15 protein-coding genes are annotated in these 18,386 nt (G+C 59.5%); 7 read left to right on the forward strand and 8 right to left on the reverse strand.

Annotated elements, in window-relative coordinates:
- Positions 1-51 precede the first annotated feature (51 nt).
- On the reverse strand, positions 52-1,041 hold the full coding sequence (locus tag CAL20_RS08020) for a malate dehydrogenase (RefSeq protein WP_094837588.1): 990 nt from the start codon (positions 1,039-1,041) through the stop codon (positions 52-54).
- Positions 1,042-1,309: 268 nt separating this feature from the next.
- Here CAL20_RS08020 and CAL20_RS08025 point away from each other — a divergent pair, with 268 nt between their 5' ends.
- From CAL20_RS08025 to CAL20_RS08055, 7 genes are all read left to right on the forward strand, one after another.
- Positions 1,310-2,089, forward strand: a complete 780-nt coding sequence (locus CAL20_RS08025) for a GntR family transcriptional regulator (RefSeq protein WP_094820304.1) — start codon at positions 1,310-1,312, stop codon at positions 2,087-2,089.
- Positions 2,090-2,210: 121 nt separating this feature from the next.
- Entirely contained in the window at positions 2,211-2,624 is a 414-nt protein-coding gene (gene sdhC / locus CAL20_RS08030; protein WP_094820305.1) for a succinate dehydrogenase, cytochrome b556 subunit, read from the forward strand.
- On the forward strand, positions 2,624-3,007 hold the full coding sequence (gene sdhD / locus CAL20_RS08035) for a succinate dehydrogenase, hydrophobic membrane anchor protein (protein ID WP_094820306.1): 384 nt from the start codon (positions 2,624-2,626) through the stop codon (positions 3,005-3,007). Before sdhC ends, sdhD begins: the two co-directional genes overlap by 1 nt.
- Before the next feature lie 3 nt (positions 3,008-3,010).
- Positions 3,011-4,789 carry a succinate dehydrogenase flavoprotein subunit gene (sdhA, locus tag CAL20_RS08040; protein ID WP_094820307.1) on the forward strand — a complete coding sequence of 593 codons (1,779 nt, stop codon included), beginning with the start codon at positions 3,011-3,013 and terminating at the stop codon, positions 4,787-4,789.
- A 13-nt stretch (positions 4,790-4,802) separates the two neighbouring features.
- A complete protein-coding gene (locus CAL20_RS08045; RefSeq protein ID WP_094820308.1) occupies positions 4,803-5,519 on the forward strand; it encodes a succinate dehydrogenase iron-sulfur subunit in 717 nt (238 codons plus the stop codon).
- Between the two features lie 22 nt (positions 5,520-5,541).
- A complete protein-coding gene (locus CAL20_RS08050; RefSeq protein WP_094820309.1) occupies positions 5,542-5,802 on the forward strand; it encodes a succinate dehydrogenase assembly factor 2 in 261 nt (86 codons plus the stop codon).
- A 21-nt stretch (positions 5,803-5,823) separates the two neighbouring features.
- Entirely contained in the window at positions 5,824-7,134 is a 1,311-nt protein-coding gene (locus tag CAL20_RS08055; RefSeq protein ID WP_094820310.1) for a citrate synthase, read from the forward strand.
- Positions 7,135-7,235: 101 nt separating this feature from the next.
- Here the strand turns inward: CAL20_RS08055 and CAL20_RS08060 are convergent, their stop codons facing one another.
- The 7 genes from CAL20_RS08060 to CAL20_RS08090 all read right to left on the reverse strand — a co-directional run bounded on the left by CAL20_RS08060 (position 7,236) and on the right by CAL20_RS08090 (position 18,247).
- Positions 7,236-7,961 (reverse strand): response regulator, encoded by a 726-nt coding sequence (locus CAL20_RS08060; RefSeq protein WP_094837589.1) that lies wholly within the window; start codon positions 7,959-7,961, stop codon positions 7,236-7,238.
- Positions 7,945-10,689 carry a sensor histidine kinase gene (locus CAL20_RS08065; RefSeq protein ID WP_094837590.1) on the reverse strand — a complete coding sequence of 915 codons (2,745 nt, stop codon included), beginning with the start codon at positions 10,687-10,689 and terminating at the stop codon, positions 7,945-7,947. The genes CAL20_RS08060 and CAL20_RS08065 overlap by 17 nt, the downstream gene beginning before the upstream one ends.
- 121 nt (positions 10,690-10,810) lie before the next feature.
- On the reverse strand, positions 10,811-11,440 hold the full coding sequence (gene kdpC, locus CAL20_RS08070; RefSeq protein ID WP_094837591.1) for a potassium-transporting ATPase subunit KdpC: 630 nt from the start codon (positions 11,438-11,440) through the stop codon (positions 10,811-10,813).
- 10 nt (positions 11,441-11,450) lie between these two features.
- Positions 11,451-13,484, reverse strand: a complete 2,034-nt coding sequence (gene kdpB, locus CAL20_RS08075) for a potassium-transporting ATPase subunit KdpB (protein ID WP_094837795.1) — start codon at positions 13,482-13,484, stop codon at positions 11,451-11,453.
- 20 nt (positions 13,485-13,504) lie between these two features.
- Positions 13,505-15,229, reverse strand: coding sequence for a potassium-transporting ATPase subunit KdpA (gene kdpA, locus CAL20_RS08080; RefSeq protein WP_094837592.1), 1,725 nt, complete (start codon positions 15,227-15,229; stop codon positions 13,505-13,507).
- 150 nt (positions 15,230-15,379) lie between these two features.
- On the reverse strand, positions 15,380-15,832 hold the full coding sequence (locus CAL20_RS08085) for a DUF2214 family protein (RefSeq protein ID WP_094837593.1): 453 nt from the start codon (positions 15,830-15,832) through the stop codon (positions 15,380-15,382).
- 123 nt (positions 15,833-15,955) lie between these two features.
- Positions 15,956-18,247: an NADP-dependent malic enzyme gene (locus tag CAL20_RS08090; RefSeq protein WP_094837594.1), complete on the reverse strand. Its 2,292-nt coding sequence runs from the start codon at positions 18,245-18,247 to the stop codon at positions 15,956-15,958.
- Positions 18,248-18,386 lie beyond the last annotated feature (139 nt).

The following is an 18,386-nucleotide window of genomic DNA, read 5'->3' on the forward strand; positions in this document are numbered from 1 at the left end:
GTGTCGCCGCCGCGCCGCCCGCCAGGCCTGAGGCCTGGCAGCTTGCGGGAATTACTTCAGCAAGTCTTTCACGCCGTCGCGCTCTTCGAGCAGCTCTTTCAGCGTGAAGTCCATGCGTTCGCGCGAGAAGGCGTCGATTTCCAGGCCTTCGACACGCTTGTATTCGCCGTTTTCGGTCGTGACCGGCACGCCGTAGATGATGCCTTCGGGGATGCCGTAGGAACCATCGGACGGAACGCCCATGGTGACCCATTTACCGTTGCTGCCCAGCACCCAGTCACGCACGTGATCGATGGCGGCGTTGGCAGCCGATGCTGCCGACGACAGGCCGCGAGCATCGATGATGGCAGCGCCGCGCTTGCCCACGGTGGGGATGAAGGTGTCACGGTTCCAAGCGTCGTCGTTGATCAGCTTGGCCAGGCTCTCGCCGCCGACGGTGGCAAAGCGGTAGTCCGGGTACATGGTGGGCGAGTGGTTGCCCCACACGACCAGTTTTTCGATGTCGGCGACGGCTTTGCCCGACTTGGCGGCCAGTTGCGACAGGGCGCGGTTGTGGTCCAGGCGCAGCATGGCGGTGAAGTTCTTTGCGGGCAGGTCCGGCGCGGACTTCATGGCGATGTAGGCGTTGGTGTTGGCCGGGTTGCCCACGACCAGGACCTTGACGTTGCGGCTGGCGACGTCGTTCAGGGCCTTGCCCTGAGCCGTGAAGATCTGCGCGTTGACGCTCAGCAGGTCTTTGCGCTCCATGCCGGGGCCGCGGGGGCGGGCGCCGACCAGCAGGGCCACATCGGCGTCTTTGAACGCGGTGCGGGGATCGCTGTGAGCGGTGACTTCCTGCAGCAACGGGAAGGCGCAGTCATCCAATTCCATGATGACGCCCTTCAGGGCCTTTTGCGCTTTTTCGTCAGGGATTTCCAGCAGTTGCAGAATGACCGGTTGGTCTTTTCCCAGCATTTCGCCCGAGGCGATGCGAAATAGCAGGGCGTAGCCGATTTGGCCGGCGGCGCCGGTAACGGCGACACGCAAGGCGGGCTTGGACATGAACGTTCTCCGTGATGAGTTCGACGAGAAAAAATCTCGCAATCAGTGTAATCGCTGGGCGCCGCGGCGTGCGTCGCCATCTATGTCTCAGGTAACTGCAAATCCTAGATCGAATTTACGTTTGCGTCAATTGCTCTTATATCTTATATAAGACATAAGACGTTGGACAGTGCTGCGCCTGTTATGCCACAATACTGCGTTTGCCCGGCACGTTGATTCTGCCTTTGCAGAGGTCAGCAGACCGTCAAACAAAGCTGATAACACCACTATGGCAGACCCTAGGCCCGAACCTCCGCTACGACATCGCACCGCTCGTCCGGCGAGCGAGGGGGCCGCTTTCAGTCCGCTATACCGCCAGATCAAAGAACTATTGGTGCAGAGCCTCGAGCGCGGCGAATGGAAGCCCGGCGAGTTGATCCCCAGCGAAATCGATCTGGCTTCGCGCTTTCAGGTCAGTCAGGGCACGGTACGCAAGGCCGTTGACGAACTGGCGGCCGAACATCTCCTATTACGTCGCCAAGGCAAAGGCACCTTTGTCGCGACCCATCACGAGGCGCGCGTGCGCTATCGCTTCCTGCGGCTCGCTGCCGACGAGGAGGGCGAGGGCGGCCGCGCCGAGAGCTGTATCCTCGAATGCCGCCGCCTGCGCGCGCCTGCTGAGGTTGCCCGCGCGCTCGAGTTGCGCGCTGGCGAGACCGTCGTGATGATTCGCCGCCAATTGTCCATGAACCACCGCCCGACTGTCATCGACGACATCTGGCTGCCAGGCTCGGTATTCCGCGGCCTGACACTGGAATTGCTGACGGCAAACAAGGCACCGCTATACGGTCTGTTTGAAACCGAGTTCGGCGTCAGCATGGTGCGTGCGGACGAAAAAATTCGCGCCGTTGCTGCGCCTGCCGAAATTGCAGGCTTGCTGGACGTTGAACCCGGCACGCCGTTGTTACAAGTCGACCGCCTGTCATATACCTACGGAGACCGGCCGGTGGAAATCCGCCGCGGTCTTTACCTGACTGATCACTACCATTACCGCAATAGTTTGAATTGATGAGCTTTTTTCCCACCATTTGATACCAACCGTTCTCTAGGCGAAAATAGAGTGTTTGCCCGCAAGGGCAACTCCAAATTTCGTTGTCACGAATCCCTAGCACCGTAACACCGAGGCCGTCATGTCCGACACCGCTGCCAAGCCACGTCCGCAGTTTCGCAATATTGGCATTGCACAAATCGCCAAATACCGCCTGCCCCTGGCAGGAAAACTGTCCATCTTGCACCGCGTCAGCGGCGCGCTGCTGTTTGTCTGTCTTCCCTTGGTCATTCTGCCGCTGTTCGCGGCCAGCGTGGCCTCGCCTGAAAGCTACGCTCAGATCGCCGAATACGCGGGTAATCCGCTGGTGAAACTGGTGTTCCTGGTGTTGGTGTGGGGCTATCTGCACCATTTCTGTGCCGGTATCCGCTACCTGATCCTGGACTTGCACATCGGTCTGGATAAAGTGTCGGCCCAGAAAAGCGCTGGTGTCGTTTTTGGTGTCAGCCTGGCGCTGACGCTGGTCTTCGCCCTCAAATTGTTCGGAGTTCTGTAATGGCTGATACCAAAAACTATGGCCCCAAGCGCCTGGTTGTGGGGGCCCACTACGGCGTCATCGATTTCATCGCGCAACGCATCACGGCCGTCATCATGGCCGTGTATACCCTGGTATTGATCGTCGGCTTCCTGGTGATGCCGTCGTTCTCCTACGAAAACTGGAAGGCCCTGTTTACCTTCCACGCAGGCCCGATTCCCGCTGGCCAGATGCTGGCCAGCTTGTTTTTCTTTGCGTTGGCCTGGCACGCCTGGATCGGCGTGCGCGACATCTGGATGGACTACGTCAAGCCCACGGGCGTGCGCCTGTTGCTGCAAGTGCTGACGATCCTCTGGCTGGTTGCCTCGGTCGTCTATTTCGCGAAAATCCTCTGGAGTATCTAAGCCGTGGTCTCTGTCATGAATTCCCTGCCACGCCGCCAATTTGATGTGGTGGTCGTCGGCGCCGGCGGAGCCGGCATGCGTTGTTCGCTGCAACTGGCCCAGGCCGGCCTGTCCGTAGCCGTTCTGTCCAAAGTATTCCCGACCCGTTCGCACACCGTGGCGGCCCAAGGCGGCGTGAGCGCGTCGCTGGGCAACATGAGCGAAGACAACTGGTACTGGCACATGTACGACACCGTCAAGGGTTCGGACTGGCTGGGCGACCAGGACGCCATCGAATTCATGTGCCGCGAAGCCCCCAATGCGGTCTACGAACTCGAGCATTTCGGCATGCCGTTTGACCGTAATGCCGATGGCACGATCTACCAACGTCCATTCGGTGGACACACCGCGAATTTTGGTGAAAAACCTGTGCAGCGCGCCTGTGCCGCTGCCGACCGTACCGGCCACGCCCTGTTGCACACGCTGTACCAGCGCAACGTGGCGGCCCGCACGCAGTTCTTCGTCGAATGGATGGCGCTGGACCTGCTGCGTAACGAGGCGGGTGATGTGGTCGGCGTGACCGCGCTCGAAATGGAAACGGGTGACGTCTACATCCTCGAAGCCAAGACCACCGTGCTGGCCACCGGCGGTGCAGGCCGTATCTGGGCGGCTTCCACCAACGCCTTCATCAACACCGGCGACGGCCTGGGCATGGCGGCGCGTGCCGGCATCCCGCTGCAGGACATGGAATTCTGGCAATTCCACCCGACCGGCGTCGCTGGCGCAGGCGTGCTGATTACCGAAGGCGTGCGCGGCGAAGGCGGCATCCTGTTGAACAAGGATGGCGAGCGCTTCATGGAACGCTACGCGCCCACGCTGAAAGACTTGGCTCCGCGTGACTTCGTGTCGCGTTCGATGGACCAGGAAATCAAAGAAGGCCGTGGTTGCGGTCCCGATGGCAGCTACGTGGTGCTCAAGCTCGATCACCTCGGTGCTGACGTCATCAACAAGCGCTTGCCCTCGATCCGCGAGATCGCGATCAAATTCGGCAACGTCGATCCCATCAAAGAACCGATCCCCGTCGTGCCGACCATCCACTATCAGATGGGCGGTATTCCGGCGAACTACCACGGCCAGGTGCTGACCCGCGTCAATGGCGAAAACAAGATCGTCAACGGCCTGTACGCCATCGGCGAATGCGCTGCCGTATCGGTGCACGGCGCCAACCGCCTGGGTACGAACTCGCTGCTCGACCTGATCGTGTTCGGCCGCGCCACGGGTAATCACATCGTGAATTCGCACCCCGAGCGCCAGCATGCGCACCAGCCGGTGCCCAAGGAAGCCGTCGATTTCTCGATGGACCGCCTGGCCAAGCTCGAGGCCCGTACGTCCGGCGAAAAAACGCAAGACGTCGCCAACGCCATCCGTATGTCGATGCAGCGTCACTGCGGCGTGTTCCGTACGCTGGAATTGCTCAACGAAGGCGTGGGTCAGATCGAAGACCTGGCCAAGCAAGCCGAGCACATCTACTACAAGGACAAGTCCAAGGTCTTCAACATGGCTCGCGTCGAGGCACTCGAAGTCGCCAACATGACCGAAGTGGCACGCGCCACCATCAAGTCGGCTGCCAACCGTACCGAGAGCCGTGGCGCTCATGCGCTGGACGACCACCCGAACCGCGACGACGAAAACTGGCTGAAGCACACCCTTTGGTATTCCGAAGGCAGCCGTCTGGAATACAAACCCGTCCAGATGAAGCCCATGACCGTCGAGTCCTTCCCGCCCAAAGCGCGTACTTTCTAAGCAGGATGCTGTGATGAGCACCAAGAGAATCGTCAAATTCGAGATTTACCGCTACGATCCGGACAAGGACGAGCGCCCGTACATGCAAAAGCTGGAAGTCGAACTCCAGCCCACCGACAAGATGCTGCTCGACGCGCTCGTGCGCATCAAGAACGACGTGGACGACAGCCTGTCGCTGCGCCGCTCGTGCCGCGAAGGCGTGTGCGGTTCCGACGCCATGAACATCAATGGCAAGAACGGCCTGTCCTGCACGACCAACCTGCGCGAGCTCAAGGAACCCATCGTTCTGAAGCCGCTGCCAGGCCTGCCCGTGATCCGCGATCTGATCGTGGACATGACGCACTTCTTCAATCAGTACCACTCGGTGCGTCCGTATCTGATCAACGATACGCCGCCGCCCGAGCGCGAGCGCCTGCAGTCGCCCGAGGCGCGCGAAGAGCTCGACGGCCTGTACGAGTGCATTCTGTGCGCCTGCTGCTCGACGTCCTGCCCGTCGTTCTGGTGGAACCCCGACAAGTTCGTCGGTCCCGCCGGCCTGCTGCAAGCCTACCGCTTCATCGCCGATAGCCGCGACGAAGCCACGGGTTCCCGTCTGGACAACCTCGAGGACCCGTACCGCCTGTTCCGTTGCCACACCATCATGAACTGTGTCGATGTCTGTCCCAAGGGTCTGAACCCGACCAAGGCGATCGGCAAGATCAAGGAACTGATGGTTCGCCGCACGGTCTAGTTAACACGGTATAGAGATCAATATGAGCACCCTGACTGAACTTGAACGGGCACGCCTGCGGTGGCGGGCACGCCGTGGGCTGCTCGAAAATGACTTGATCATTACCCGTTATCTGGATGCGTACGAAACGCAGCTTACGGACGAGGACGTCGGTGCGTTGACGCAGCTGTTCGAGATGGGAGACAACGACCTGCTCGATCTGCTGCTGGCACGCAAAGAGCTCGAAGGAGCCCTGGACACGCCTAGATTACGCACCATCGTCGCAAAGATGCGTGAGCTTTGATTAATTGTGAGGAAATTAGCGATGAATCTGTCTGACAAAAAAGCCACTCTATCGTTCTCGGACGGCGCCGCGCCGATCGAGTTCCCTGTCTACAAGGGCACGGTTGGCCCGGACGTCATCGACATCCGCAAGCTGTACGGCCAAACGGGCATGTTCACGTTCGACCCCGGCTTTATGTCGACGGCGGCGTGCGAGTCCGGTATCACCTACATCGACGGTGACAAGGGCGAATTGCTGTATCGCGGCTATCCCATCGAACAGTTGGCGGTGAATTGCGATTTCCTCGACATCTGCTATCTGATCCTGAACGGCGAGCTGCCCAACAAAGATCAAAAAACCGACTTCGATTCGCAGGTCACGAACCACACCCTGGTAAACGAACAGCTGCATTTCTTCCTGCGCGGCTTCCGTCGCGATGCTCACCCGATGGCTGTGTTGACCGGCCTGGTGGGCGCGCTGTCGGCGTTCTACCATGACTCGACCGACATCACGAATCCTCAGCACCGTCACATCTCGGCCATCCGTTTGATCGCCAAGATGCCGACGCTGGTCGCGATGGCGTACAAATACTCGGTCGGCCAACCGTTCATCTACCCGCAGAACAATCTGTCGTACACCGGCAATTTCCTGCGCATGATGTTTGCCACGCCGTGCGAAGAGTACAAGGTCAACGAAGTCGTCGAACGCGCTCTGGATCGTATCTTTATCCTGCACGCTGACCACGAACAGAACGCATCGACCTCGACCGTGCGTCTGTGCGGTTCGTCGGGCACCAACCCGTTCGCTGCGATCTCCGCTGGCGTAGCTTGCTTGTGGGGCCCGGCTCACGGCGGCGCCAACGAAGCTTGCCTGCAAATGCTCGAGGAACTGCAAGCCAACGGCGGCGTGGCCAAGGTCGGCGAGTTCATGGAAAAGGTCAAGGACAAGAACTCGGGCGTGCGCCTGATGGGCTTTGGCCACCGTGTCTACAAGAACTACGATCCGCGCGCCAAGCTGATGCAAGAAACTTGCAAAGAGGTGCTGCAATCGCTGGGTCTGGAAAACGATCCGCTGTTCAAGCTGGCCATGGAACTCGAGCGTATCGCTCTGGAAGACGACTACTTCGTGCAGCGCAAGCTCTACCCGAACGTGGACTTCTACTCGGGTATCGTGCAACGCGCCATTGGCATCCCGACCTCGCTGTTCACGGCCATCTTCGCATTGGCTCGTACGGTGGGCTGGATCGCTCAGTGGAACGAAATGTTGTCGGATCCCGATTACAAGATCGGCCGTCCGCGTCAGCTGTTCACCGGTTCGGTCACGCGCGACGTGCCGTCGATGGACAAGCGTTAATTCGTCATATGGCGCCGCCTCTTTGCGGGGCGGTTTGCTGGTGATGAGAGAAAGCCACGTGTCTTTGGATGCGTGGCTTTTTTGTTATGCGGCTTTGGCCGCTATGATTTTTGCTGATCGATGAATCTCAGGCCTACGCCCGGCTCGGTGACGATGTAGCGCGGAGCCAGGGCGTTGTCGCCGAGTTTGTGCCGGAGTTTGCCGACGAGGATGCGCAGGTAGTGGGTGTCTTCGGTGTGCGTCGGGCCCCATATTTCCCGCAGGATTTGCGTCTGGGTGATCAGCCGGCCGGGCTGCCGGGCGAGCATGGTCAGGAGTGCAAATTCCTTGCGCGTGAGGGTGATGTTCTGCTCGTCGAGACGGACTTCGCGTCGAACCCAATCGATGCGCAGATGGCCATCGTCGTATGCTGTGCTGTCATCCGTGTTTGCTCCCGCCATGCGCAGAAAAGCGCGGATGCGGGCCATCAGTTCTTCGATGCCAAAGGGTTTGGTGACGTAGTCGTTGGCGCCTGCGTCCAGCAGGGATACTTTCTGGTCCTCGCTGGATCGCACTGTCAGCACGATGACCGGGACGTTGGACCACTGCCGCAGTTCTCTGAGTACCTCGCTGCCGTCCATATCGGGCAGGCCCAGGTCTAGAACAATGAGGTCTGCGCCTTTGCTGGCCAGTAATGTCAATCCTTCATGGCCGGCCTCTGCCAATAATGTCTGGTAACCCTGCGCCCGCAGGCTGATATCGACAAACTTGCGAATCTGCGGCTCATCGTCGATGACGAGAATGCGGGCGGGTGATGTTCCTGCGTTCTCTTCATGAGGTTGTTTCATCTTCTTTGGCTTCCTGGCCCGGGGACTCGCCCCAAGGCAAGATCAATCGGATCGTTGTGCCGCGATGTTGCGGGCCTGGCAGAGCCTGAACGCTGCCCATGTGAGCGCCTACGATACCCTGAACGATCGTCAATCCCAAGCCCGTGCCCTGTTTGCCTCGATCACCGCGTTCGACGCTATAAAACATATCGAAAATGGATTTTCGCTCTGTTTCCGGAATGCCAGGACCTCGATCGGAGATGTCGATCTGCGCGTGATCCGTATCCAGGCGTTGGACTTGAATTCGTATAGGTTCGCCGGGAGGGGAAAATTTGGCCGCGTTCTCCATGACATTGAACAGGGCTTGCTCAATGAGTGCCGGGTGTACGTGGATAGGTGGCAAATCGGACGGGATGTCGTGGTCGATGCGTACCGTAGGGCTATATCGTTGTAACCGCTGACAGGCCGAGCCGACCAGTTCGTCAATACCGATCCAGTCCCTTTTCAGGCTCAGGCCCTGATGTCCCAACCGGGTCATATCGAGCAGGTTCTGGATATAGCGATCCAGGCGTTCGCCTTCCACCTGTATGGTTTCGAGCAAGGCCTTTTGATCGTCCTGATCCATATTGCTGCCATAGCGCATCAGGCTGTCCGCGGCGCCTATCATGGATGACAAGGGTGATCTCAGATCGTGTGACACCGACGATAACAGAGCTGATCGCAACCGTTCGGTTTCTCCCGTAACGCGTGCCGATTCCAGTGCGGATACCAGATTCGTACGCAGCGCTGCCTGGCCGATGTCTTCCACCATGCTTTCGGCCAGTCGCCTTTGCTCGAAAGAAAGGCGTTTTTCATTCGAGGGAAATTTCAGGCCCACAACGCCGAAAGTTTCCTGGTCGGAGCGTATCGGCAGGAACCACCATGGGCAGTGGCTCAGCGTATCGGTATAGCGGCCGCTAGGCTGGCCGTGCTCCCGTGTCCAATCGGCGGCGGTCATGTCCTTTTCCGTCAGTTGACCGGCAGGGGACACTGGACCCGTTTCCCCGTTGATTTGCATCCATGTCTCGGCTCGTAATGTCGATTGCAGCGCCGTCGTGCCTGCGGTGATCACTTCTCCAAGATCGGCTGCTTTGGTGAGCCGGCGTCCCAGCATTTGCATGGCTGTGGCGTGGATGTTGGCGGCTCGCAATGCGATCACCTGAGCCCGTAATCGCGATGCCAGACGGCCTGCAATCAGCGCGGCGGCGAGGAACAGCATGACGGTCGCCACACCGCGATGTGCGCCGATCAGCAACGTGAATCGAGGTTCGATAAAGAAAAAATCGTAAGCCAGAAAGCAGAGCAAGGCGGTGATGACGGCGGGCACCATGCGCGTGCGCGATGCGACCCAGATCACGGCCACGAGAAACACCAATGACAAATCCTGCAAGCCCAGGAAACGCTCTGCCAGTGTCGCGACGCCTACTGCTCCTACGCTGGTCAGTACGGCAAGCAGAGATTCCCGCCACAGCAGGCCTTTGCTGTTGATGCGGGACCTCCAGAACGATTTTTGTTTGGCGTGTGGCGTACTGATGATGGTCAGTTCGTAACGGACGCCGCGCTGCAGGAGCTGTTGCGTCAGTGTTCGATTGAAAATCCGTGCAATAGGACGTTCGCGGGTACGTCCGATCACGATCGATCGGGCGCCACGTGCGGCAGCCGCGTCCAGCAGTGCCTGGATGATGTCGCTGTTGTGGAGGATCTCGGCTTCTCCTCCCAGCGTCCGTGCCAGCGCAAAGGCTTTGTCTATCTCCAGCAGACGTTGTTGCTCTGCACGGGCGGCCGTTCTCGCTGTCGTTTCCAGTGATTCATCGCGGCGTTTGGCGGGCACTGTCGCTTCAGCTGCCGTGCCGGTCTCTACCGTGACGACCGACCATGGCGCCCCGCGCCGTTCGGCAATGCGTGCACCTGCGCGCACCAGATATTCCGATTGCCCTTTGCCATCGATGGCAATCAGCACATGATGCTGGATGGCCAGTGCCCCCAGGCCGCGCGCCGCACGCGTCTCGCGCAGGTCAGCATCAACGTGCGCAGCCACGGTCTGCATTGCCAGCTCGCGCAGCGCCGTGAGGTTGGACGGAGAGAAGAAGGCTTGCAAGGCGCGGGCGGCTTGCTCGGGTAAATACACCTTGCCTTGATTCAGCCGTTCGATCAGCTCGCGCGCAGGCAGATCGACCAGACGAATGTCGCGCAGATGTTCGAAAACCGCATCGGGAACGGTCTCGCTGACGCGAATGCCGGTAATCTGGTGCACCACATCGTTCAAGCTTTCCAGGTGCTGGATGTTGACGGTGGTGTACACGTCGATGCCGGCGTTCAACAGCTCCACGACGTCTTGCCAGCGCCGTTCGTGGCGGCTGCCGGGGACGTTGCGATGGGCCAGTTCATCCACGAGGGCAATGGCGGGCTGGCGGGCCAGGAGCCCGTCCAGATCCATCTCCTCCAGTTGTCGGCCTTGATAGTCCAGCAGTTTTCGCGGCTGTATCGGCAGTCCTGCGACGAGGGCCTGGGTTTCGCTGCGGCCATGCGTTTCGACAATCCCGATCACGATGTCCGCGCCCTGGCGGTGCAGTTCGTGTGCACGCGTCAGCATGGCGTAGGTTTTGCCGACACCGGGTGCTGCACCCAAAAAAACGGTCAACCGGCCAGCTGCCTGGCGGTTGAGTTCGCCCAGCAGGGCGTTGGCTTGTTCAGTCTGTTTGGCGCTCATGGATCACGGGGCACTCACAGTCTCGTCTTGGGCCTATTCTCGCACTTAGTGGGGGGTTATAACCACACGGCAGCATCGTCGACGCGACGTCAGCGTGGCCCATGGCTGCCGCGCTATATCGTTAACGCAACGTTTTTGTCCCGACTGCATCCAATGCCAGATTCAATTGCAGGACATTAACTCGCGGCTGCCCGAACACGCCCCATTGTTTTGCCTCGGTGTGTTGCGCCAGCAGATTGGCGATCTCGTCGCGCGGCACCCCTCGGGCGCGGGCGATGCGATCCACCTGAATAGCGGCGCTCGCCGCAGTGATATGCGGATCAATGCCTGCGCCAGATTGCGTGAATAGATCACCCGGCACCGAGAGCCGGTCCACGCCTTCGCGTTGCGCGATAGCGGCGCGAGTGTCTTCCAGACGTTTGCGCAAGTCCGGGTTGGTGCGGGCCTGATTGCTGCCCGCCAGAGCTGTCGGATCGTAATTGCTGGCCGACGGGCGAGGATGGAAATACATGTCGCTGATGAACGGTTGTGCCACCAGTGCGGATCCAATGACTTTGCCGTCACGTTCGATCAGGCTGCCATTGGCAGTGTGCGGGAACAGGGCTTGGCCAATGCCTACGCCAGCCAGCGAGTAGAGGAATCCGAATCCCGACAACGTGATGAACGTCAGGGCAATGGCGCCGCGCACAATACTCGTGCGGCATTGAGCGGTGAATGTGCCGTGCGTAGTAGCAGTTGTAATAGCTGTCATGGCTGTTGTCTCAGATACTGAATAGCGTCGATAACATCAAGTCGATGAGTTTTATCCCGGCGAACGGGAGCAGCACGCCACCCACGCCGTATACCAGCATGTTGTTGCGCAAGAGCGCCGTTGCGCTCGCAGGCTTGAAACGCACGCCGCGCAAGGCCAGCGGGATCAGCAGCGGGATGATGATGGCGTTGAAAATCAACGCCGACAGCACCGCGCTCGTCGGGCTGGACAGTTGCATGATGTTCAATGCCGCCATTTGTGGAATCGATGCAGCGAATAGCGCGGGCAGGATGGCAAAGTATTTGGAGACGTCATTCGCCAAGGAAAACGTCGTCAATGCGCCGCGCGTAATGAGCTGCTGCTTGCCGATTTCGACCACGGCAAGCAGCTTGGCTGGATCGGAATCCAGATCCACCATGTTGCCTGCCTCTTTTGCCGCCTGCGTTCCGGAATTCATCGCCAATCCGACGTCGGCCTGGGCCAAGGCGGGCGCATCGTTGGTGCCGTCACCGACCATCGCCACTAACCTGCCATCCATTTGTTCAGCGCGAATGCGGGCTAGTTTGTCCTCCGGTTTGGCCTGTGCAATATAGTCATCGACACCGGCTTCGGCCGCGATGCTCGCCGCAGTCAGCGGGTTGTCTCCCGTGATCATGACGGTCTTGATACCCATTGCACGCAGGCGGGCAAAGCGTTCCTTGATGCCGTGCTTGATCACATCGGATAGCTCGATGACACCCAGTATGGTGTTGTCGTCGCATACGACCAGCGGCGTTGCGCCTTTGCGTGCGACATCGGCGACTCGTGTCTGCAAGGCCGCCGGGACGTTGCCGCCGTGCATTTGCACATACCCGGCGATCGCATCAATAGCGCCTTTACGGATGATGCGTCCGTTTGGCAGATCGACACCCGACATTCTGGTCTGGGCGGAAAACGGCACGAACTGCGCGCCTTTGGGAGCATCGCCGAGGCCGCCTTGGCTGAGGGCCAGTTTGACGATGGATTTGCCTTCTGGCGTAGGATCGGCGAGCGAGGCCAGCCACGCTGTCTGGCGCAGTTGCAGTTCGTCGATGCCCGCCAATGCATGAAAGGCGGTCGCTTGCCGGTCGCCGAGCGTGATGGTGCCGGTCTTGTCCAAGAGCAGGACATCGACGTCACCTGCGATCTCCACGGCCTTGCCGGATTTGGCCAGTACATTGGCTTTGAGTGCGCGATTCATGCCTGCGATGCCAATGGCGGGAAGGAGGCCGCCGATCGTAGTGGGAATCAGGCACACCAGCAATGCAACCAGCAGAACGACGTCTGTCTGGATGCCTACGAAGTTGCCAATAAAGGGCAGCGTGATGACCACGATCAGAAACGTCAGAGTCATGACTGCCAGCAGCAGACCCAGCGCGATCTCATTGGGCGTTTTTTGCCGGCTGGAACCTTCGACCAAGGCGATCATGCGATCGAGAAAACTATTGCCTGGCTCGGCGGTAATGCGCACGATGATGCGGTCCGACAACACCTTGGTGCCGCCGATCACACCGGAGCGGTCCGTACCGGCTTCGCGCAGGACCGGTGCGGACTCACCCGTGATGGCGGATTCGTTGATGGATGCCAGTCCTTCGATGATCTCGCCATCTGCAGGGATCAATTGACCTTCCTGTACGACGACTTGGTCATCGGGACGCAGATCTGCTGCGGGAACAATGCTCGTGTTGCCCGTCTGATCCAGGCGATGCGCCACCAGGTCTTTGCGGGCGCGGCGCAATGCAGCGGCTTGGCCACGGCCACGTGCCTCAGCCACGGCTTCGGCGAAATTCGCGAATAGCACAGTGATGAATAGCACCGCCGTGACGGCCCATCCAAATCCGGCGTGGGTCCAGCCTGATAGCGCCGCAATCGCTGTCAGGAGTGTTCCGGCCCAGACAACCGCCATGACGGGATTTTTCAAGACATGGTGCGGCGCCAGTTTGATAAACGAATCGATGAGTGCGGCTTTCAGCGGAGACTCCACGTTGACGCTATCGGTGTGGTGCTCTATTTGCGCAGTATGCATGGCGTTCATTTCGGTTTCCTTTATCGGGCGAGCAGCGACATCAACGACAGGTGATCCGCAACAGGCCCCAGCACCAGCACGGGCATGAACTGCAGCAGCGTGAGAATGATGACAATGCCGATCAAAGTGAGCGCGAAGGTCGGCGTTTCTATTTGCAGGGTGCCGGGGCCTTCGGCTGCCCGCCGCTTGCGCGCGAGCATGGCGGCGATGGCCAGGGGAATAATCAGAGCAGGGTATCGTCCGGCGGCCAGCACGATGGCGCAGGTGACGTTCCACCAGGGTGTGGCGTCTGCCAGCCCTTCGAATCCTGAGCCGTTGTTGGCGAACGCGGATACGTACTCATAGAACACCTGACTGATGCCATGGAATCCTGGGTTGGAGTTTCCGGTCAACGCAGGTATTGCGAGCGTCACTGCGGTAAAGGCCAGGATGACTAACGGCTGCCATACCACCAGGATGCCCAGAAGCTTGACTTCGGGACCTTCGATCTTGCGCCCGAACAGCTCTGGCGTGCGGCCCGTCATCAGGCCTGCGAGAAAGACGCTCAGCAGCAGATACACGATGAATTGCTGCAGGCCGCAGCCTATGCCGCCCCAAATGGCATTGATCAGCATGTTCACCATGGCGACCATGCCTGTCAGCGGCGCGGCAGAGTCCAGCATCATGTTGACAGAACCGTTGTTGACCTGTGTCGTCGCAGCCGCCCATAGCGCCGAGGCATCGGTGCCCAAGCGGACTTCCTTGCCCTCCATCACTGCGATATCGGCCGTGGTGTGGGATCCGTTCTCGGACCATAATGCCAGACCGCTGGAGATTACGGACAAGGTCAGCATCGTGCCAAAAACCATTGCGCCAAATTTGCGGCGGCCGGTGAAAGGCGAAATCATGAAAATGACGGCAACCGGAATCAAAGTGATGCCCAGCATTTCCAGGAAATTCGATAACGGTGTGGGATTTTCCAGCGGCGTTGCGCTGTTGGGGCCGTACCAGCCCCCGCCGTTGCTGCCCAACTGTTTGATTGCGACCATGGGCGCGACCGGACCCACTGGGATTTTTTGTTCTGTCATCGTCGCTGGTGCGTCTATCGGCGCGGCGGTGGCCGCACCGTCCAGCGTTGCGGGCACGCCTTGCCAAGTCAGCAGCATTGACCAGATCAGGCATAACGGCAGCACGAATCGCAGGGCGGCTCGAATCACGTCGGCCCAATAGTTGCCGACATCTATCGTCGCTGCCGTGGTCTCTGTTGTATCGTCCGGCGTAGTTTTGGCCTGGCGGCCGCCGAACAGCCCACGCAGTGTGGCGGCGGCCAATGCCAGACCCATGATGGGTGTGGCCACTTGCAGGCCGACAATGCCCGTCATCTGTGAGAAATAGGAAAGCTGCGCCTGCCCGGAATAATGCTGCTGGTTCGTGTTGGTGAGAAACGAGACCATCGTGTGCAGCGCCAGATCCCAGTTCATGTTTGGGACATGATCAGGGTTGAACGGCAGCCACGCCTGGGTCATGAAAATAACCCATACGACCAAGGCCAGAAACAGGTTGCTCACGAGAAAGGCAGCGGCGTAGCTGCGCCAGCTCATGCCCTGATCTGCGCGCGTACCGATCAAGGCATAAAGTGGCCGTTCGATCCAGTTGAACAGGATGTCGCTGCGCATGGGCGCACCACGCATGACGGCAGCGAGATAGCGGCCTAAAGGCCAGCCGAGCGCGATAAGCAGCGCCAGGAATAAGAGATACTCGGACATGTTTTGATTTCGCAAATAAATGGCGAAACAGCCATGCCTAAGTATTCAGCTCAGGTGCGTAAACTCTCTATTACGGAAATGCACAGGCGTATAAATTCTGCGTAAATTTTTTGCACGCATGCCTGCGACAGGCGTGCGCATGTCGGGCGATTACATGCCGATACCACGCGCCATCAACACAGCAAATAGCGGCAGCAACACTAGCAGATGGGCCTCCAGCATTACCCAGCGCCGCGCGCGTTTGACTTGCTGGGCATCGGGGACATAGCCGGGTTCGGTGCGTGCTTGTTTGTTCCACCGCAGAAAAGCCAGAGTCGGTGGGATAGAACACAGCCCGATCAAGACAAACAAGCCGATCTTGGCATGAAACCATGGATTCGGCATATAAAAGGCCGCCCCTTTGGCACCAAAGCTCAAGCGTAATAGCCCGGTAATCAGCACCGCGATTGCACAGGCCAGGTACAAGCGGTCATACAAGGCCAATCGGCGTACAACAGAGGGAGAGATATCCGGCCGCAGCAGTACGGTCTGCGCGCTCATGGCGACGATCAAGAGAAAGATCGCGAGGTAGTGAATCCAGGCGAGCAGGGCGTCTTGCAACATGAATGGGCTCCGGTAATCGATGCACGTCGTGTTGGCAAGGCCTGCTAGCCAACTGGCGGATCAGTGTATCTGATCCGCCAGCGGTCATACAGAGCACGCGCGAGGCGTGCTTGCGGCAAGCAATCAGGCCGAGCGCTTTTCAGCGGCCTCTTGCTGTGCATCGACCACGGCCAGTGCGGTCATGTTGACGATGCGGCGCACGGTAGCGCTGGTCGTCAGGATATGCACCGGACGTGCCGCACCCAGCAGGATGGGGCCCATGGCGATACCGTTGCTGCCGGTCATTTTCAGCATGTTGTAGGTGATGTTGCCCGTATCCAGATTAGGCATCACCAACAGATTGGCCGGGCCTTTGAGCTTGCTGTCGGGATAGGCCTTTTGACGGATTTTTTCCGACAGGGCCGAGTCCGCATGCATTTCACCTTCGACTTCCAGCTCGGGCGCGCGTTCTTCGACCAGACGGCGTGCTTCGGACATTTTGCGCGACGAGTCGGTGATGCGGCTGCCGAAGTTCGAGTGCGACAGCAGTGCGATTTTGGGCATGACGCCAAAGCGGCGCATTTCGTCGGCCGCCTGGATCGTGATGCTCGCGACTTCTTCGGCGGTCGGGTTTTCGTTGACGTGCGTGTCGGTGACAAACAGCGTTTGATCCGGCAGCATCAACACGTTGAGCGCGGCAAAGGTCTGGCCCGGCTTGCGGCCGATGATTTCCTCGACGTACTTCAACTGGTTGTCGTATTTGCTGGCCACACCGCACAGCAAGGCATCCGCATCACCGCGACGCAGCAGCATGGCGCCGATCAGTGTGTTGTGTTTGCGGATCATGGCCTTGGCGATATCGGGCGTGACGCCTTCACGGCCCTTGAGCTGGTAATACGCGTTCCAGGTTTCGTTGAAACGGCTGTCGTCTTCTGGATCCACGATCTCGATGTTCTGGCCGTTCACCAGACGCAGTCCCGCCTTTTTGACGCGCATTTCGATCACAGAAGGACGGCCCACCAGAATCGGTTGTGCCAGTTTTTCGTCCACGACGGTCTGTACGGCGCGCAGTACGCGTTCGTCTTCGCCGTCGGCATAGATCACGCGCTTGGGCGCTTTCTTGGCCTGCGCGAACAGCGGGCGCATCAGTTGGCCCGAGTGGTAGACAAAGCCCATCAGTTTTTGGCGATAGGCTTCGATGTCTTCGATGGGGCGCGCGGCGACGCCGGAGTCGGCGGCGGCCTGGGCCACGGCAGGCGCGATCTGCACGATCAGACGGGGATCGAAGGGCTTGGGAATGATGTATTCCGGGCCGAACGACAGCTCCTGGCCAGCATAGGCCAGTGCGACTTCGTCATTCTGTTCGGCTTCGGCCAGCTCGGCGATGGCCTTGACGCAGGCGAGCTTCATTTCCTCGGTAATGCGCGAGGCGCCGGCGTCCATGGCGCCACGGAAAATGAAGGGGAAGCACAGAACGTTGTTGACTTGGTTCGGGTAGTCCGAACGGCCGGTTGCAATGATGCAGTCCGGGCGCGCAGCGCGGGCGACTTCGGGGCGGATCTCGGGCTCAGGATTGGCCAACGCCAGGATCAGCGGCTTGTCGGCCATGGTCTTGACGATGTCGGCCGTCAGCACGCCAGCGGTCGAGCAACCGAGGAATACGTCAGCGTCGCGCACCACGTCGGCCAAGGTGCGTGCCTCGGTGTTTTGCGCGTAGCGCTTTTTGTTGGGCTCCATGTTTTCTTCACGGCCTTCCCAGATCACGCCGCGCGAATCGACGACGTAGATATTCTCGCGTTTGATGCCCAGGTTCACCAGCAGATCCAGGCAGGCAATGGCGGCAGCACCAGCGCCGGAGACGGCCAGTTTGACTTGCCCGATGTCTTTTCCGACTACTTTCAGGCCATTCAGGATGGCGGCCGACGAGATGATGGCCGTGCCATGCTGGTCGTCGTGAAAGACGGGGATCTTCATGCGCTCGCGCAGCTTCTTTTCGATATAGAAGCACTCGGGCGCCTTGATGTCTTCGAGGTTGACGCCGCCCAGGGTCGGTTCGAGGGCTGCAATGATGTCGACCAGTTTGTCCGGATCGGTTTCGGCGAGTTCGATGTCGAACACGTCGATGCCGGCGAATTTCTTGAACAGGCAGCCTTTGCCTTCCATCACGGGCTTCGCAGCCAGAGGGCCGATGTTGCCCAGACCTAGAACGGCGGTGCCGTTGGTGATCACACCAACCAGGTTGGCGCGCGAAGTGTACATGGAGGCGGCGTCATCGCCTTGATCGAAAATCGCCATGCACGCTGCGGCAACGCCGGGCGAATAGGCCAGGGACAGATCGTCCTGGTTGGCCAGGGTCTTGGTAGGCGTGACCGAGATTTTGCCGGGGGTGGGGTAGGCGTGATAATCAAGCGCCAGTTTGGTTAGGGTTTCGTCCATGGTGAGGAAGACCTATGCTGCACTGCTGACAAAGTAGAAAACGGGCCCGCAAGGGGCCCGTTTGGGAATCGCGAAGGCGTATATTTCAACAGAAACCGCGCATCAATGTTTGCTGCAGTGCAGCGAATTCGTCATGAGC

The sequence above is a fragment of the Bordetella genomosp. 4 genome (genome assembly GCF_002261185.1).
Classification (GTDB): Bacteria; Pseudomonadota; Gammaproteobacteria; order Burkholderiales; family Burkholderiaceae_B; genus Bordetella_A.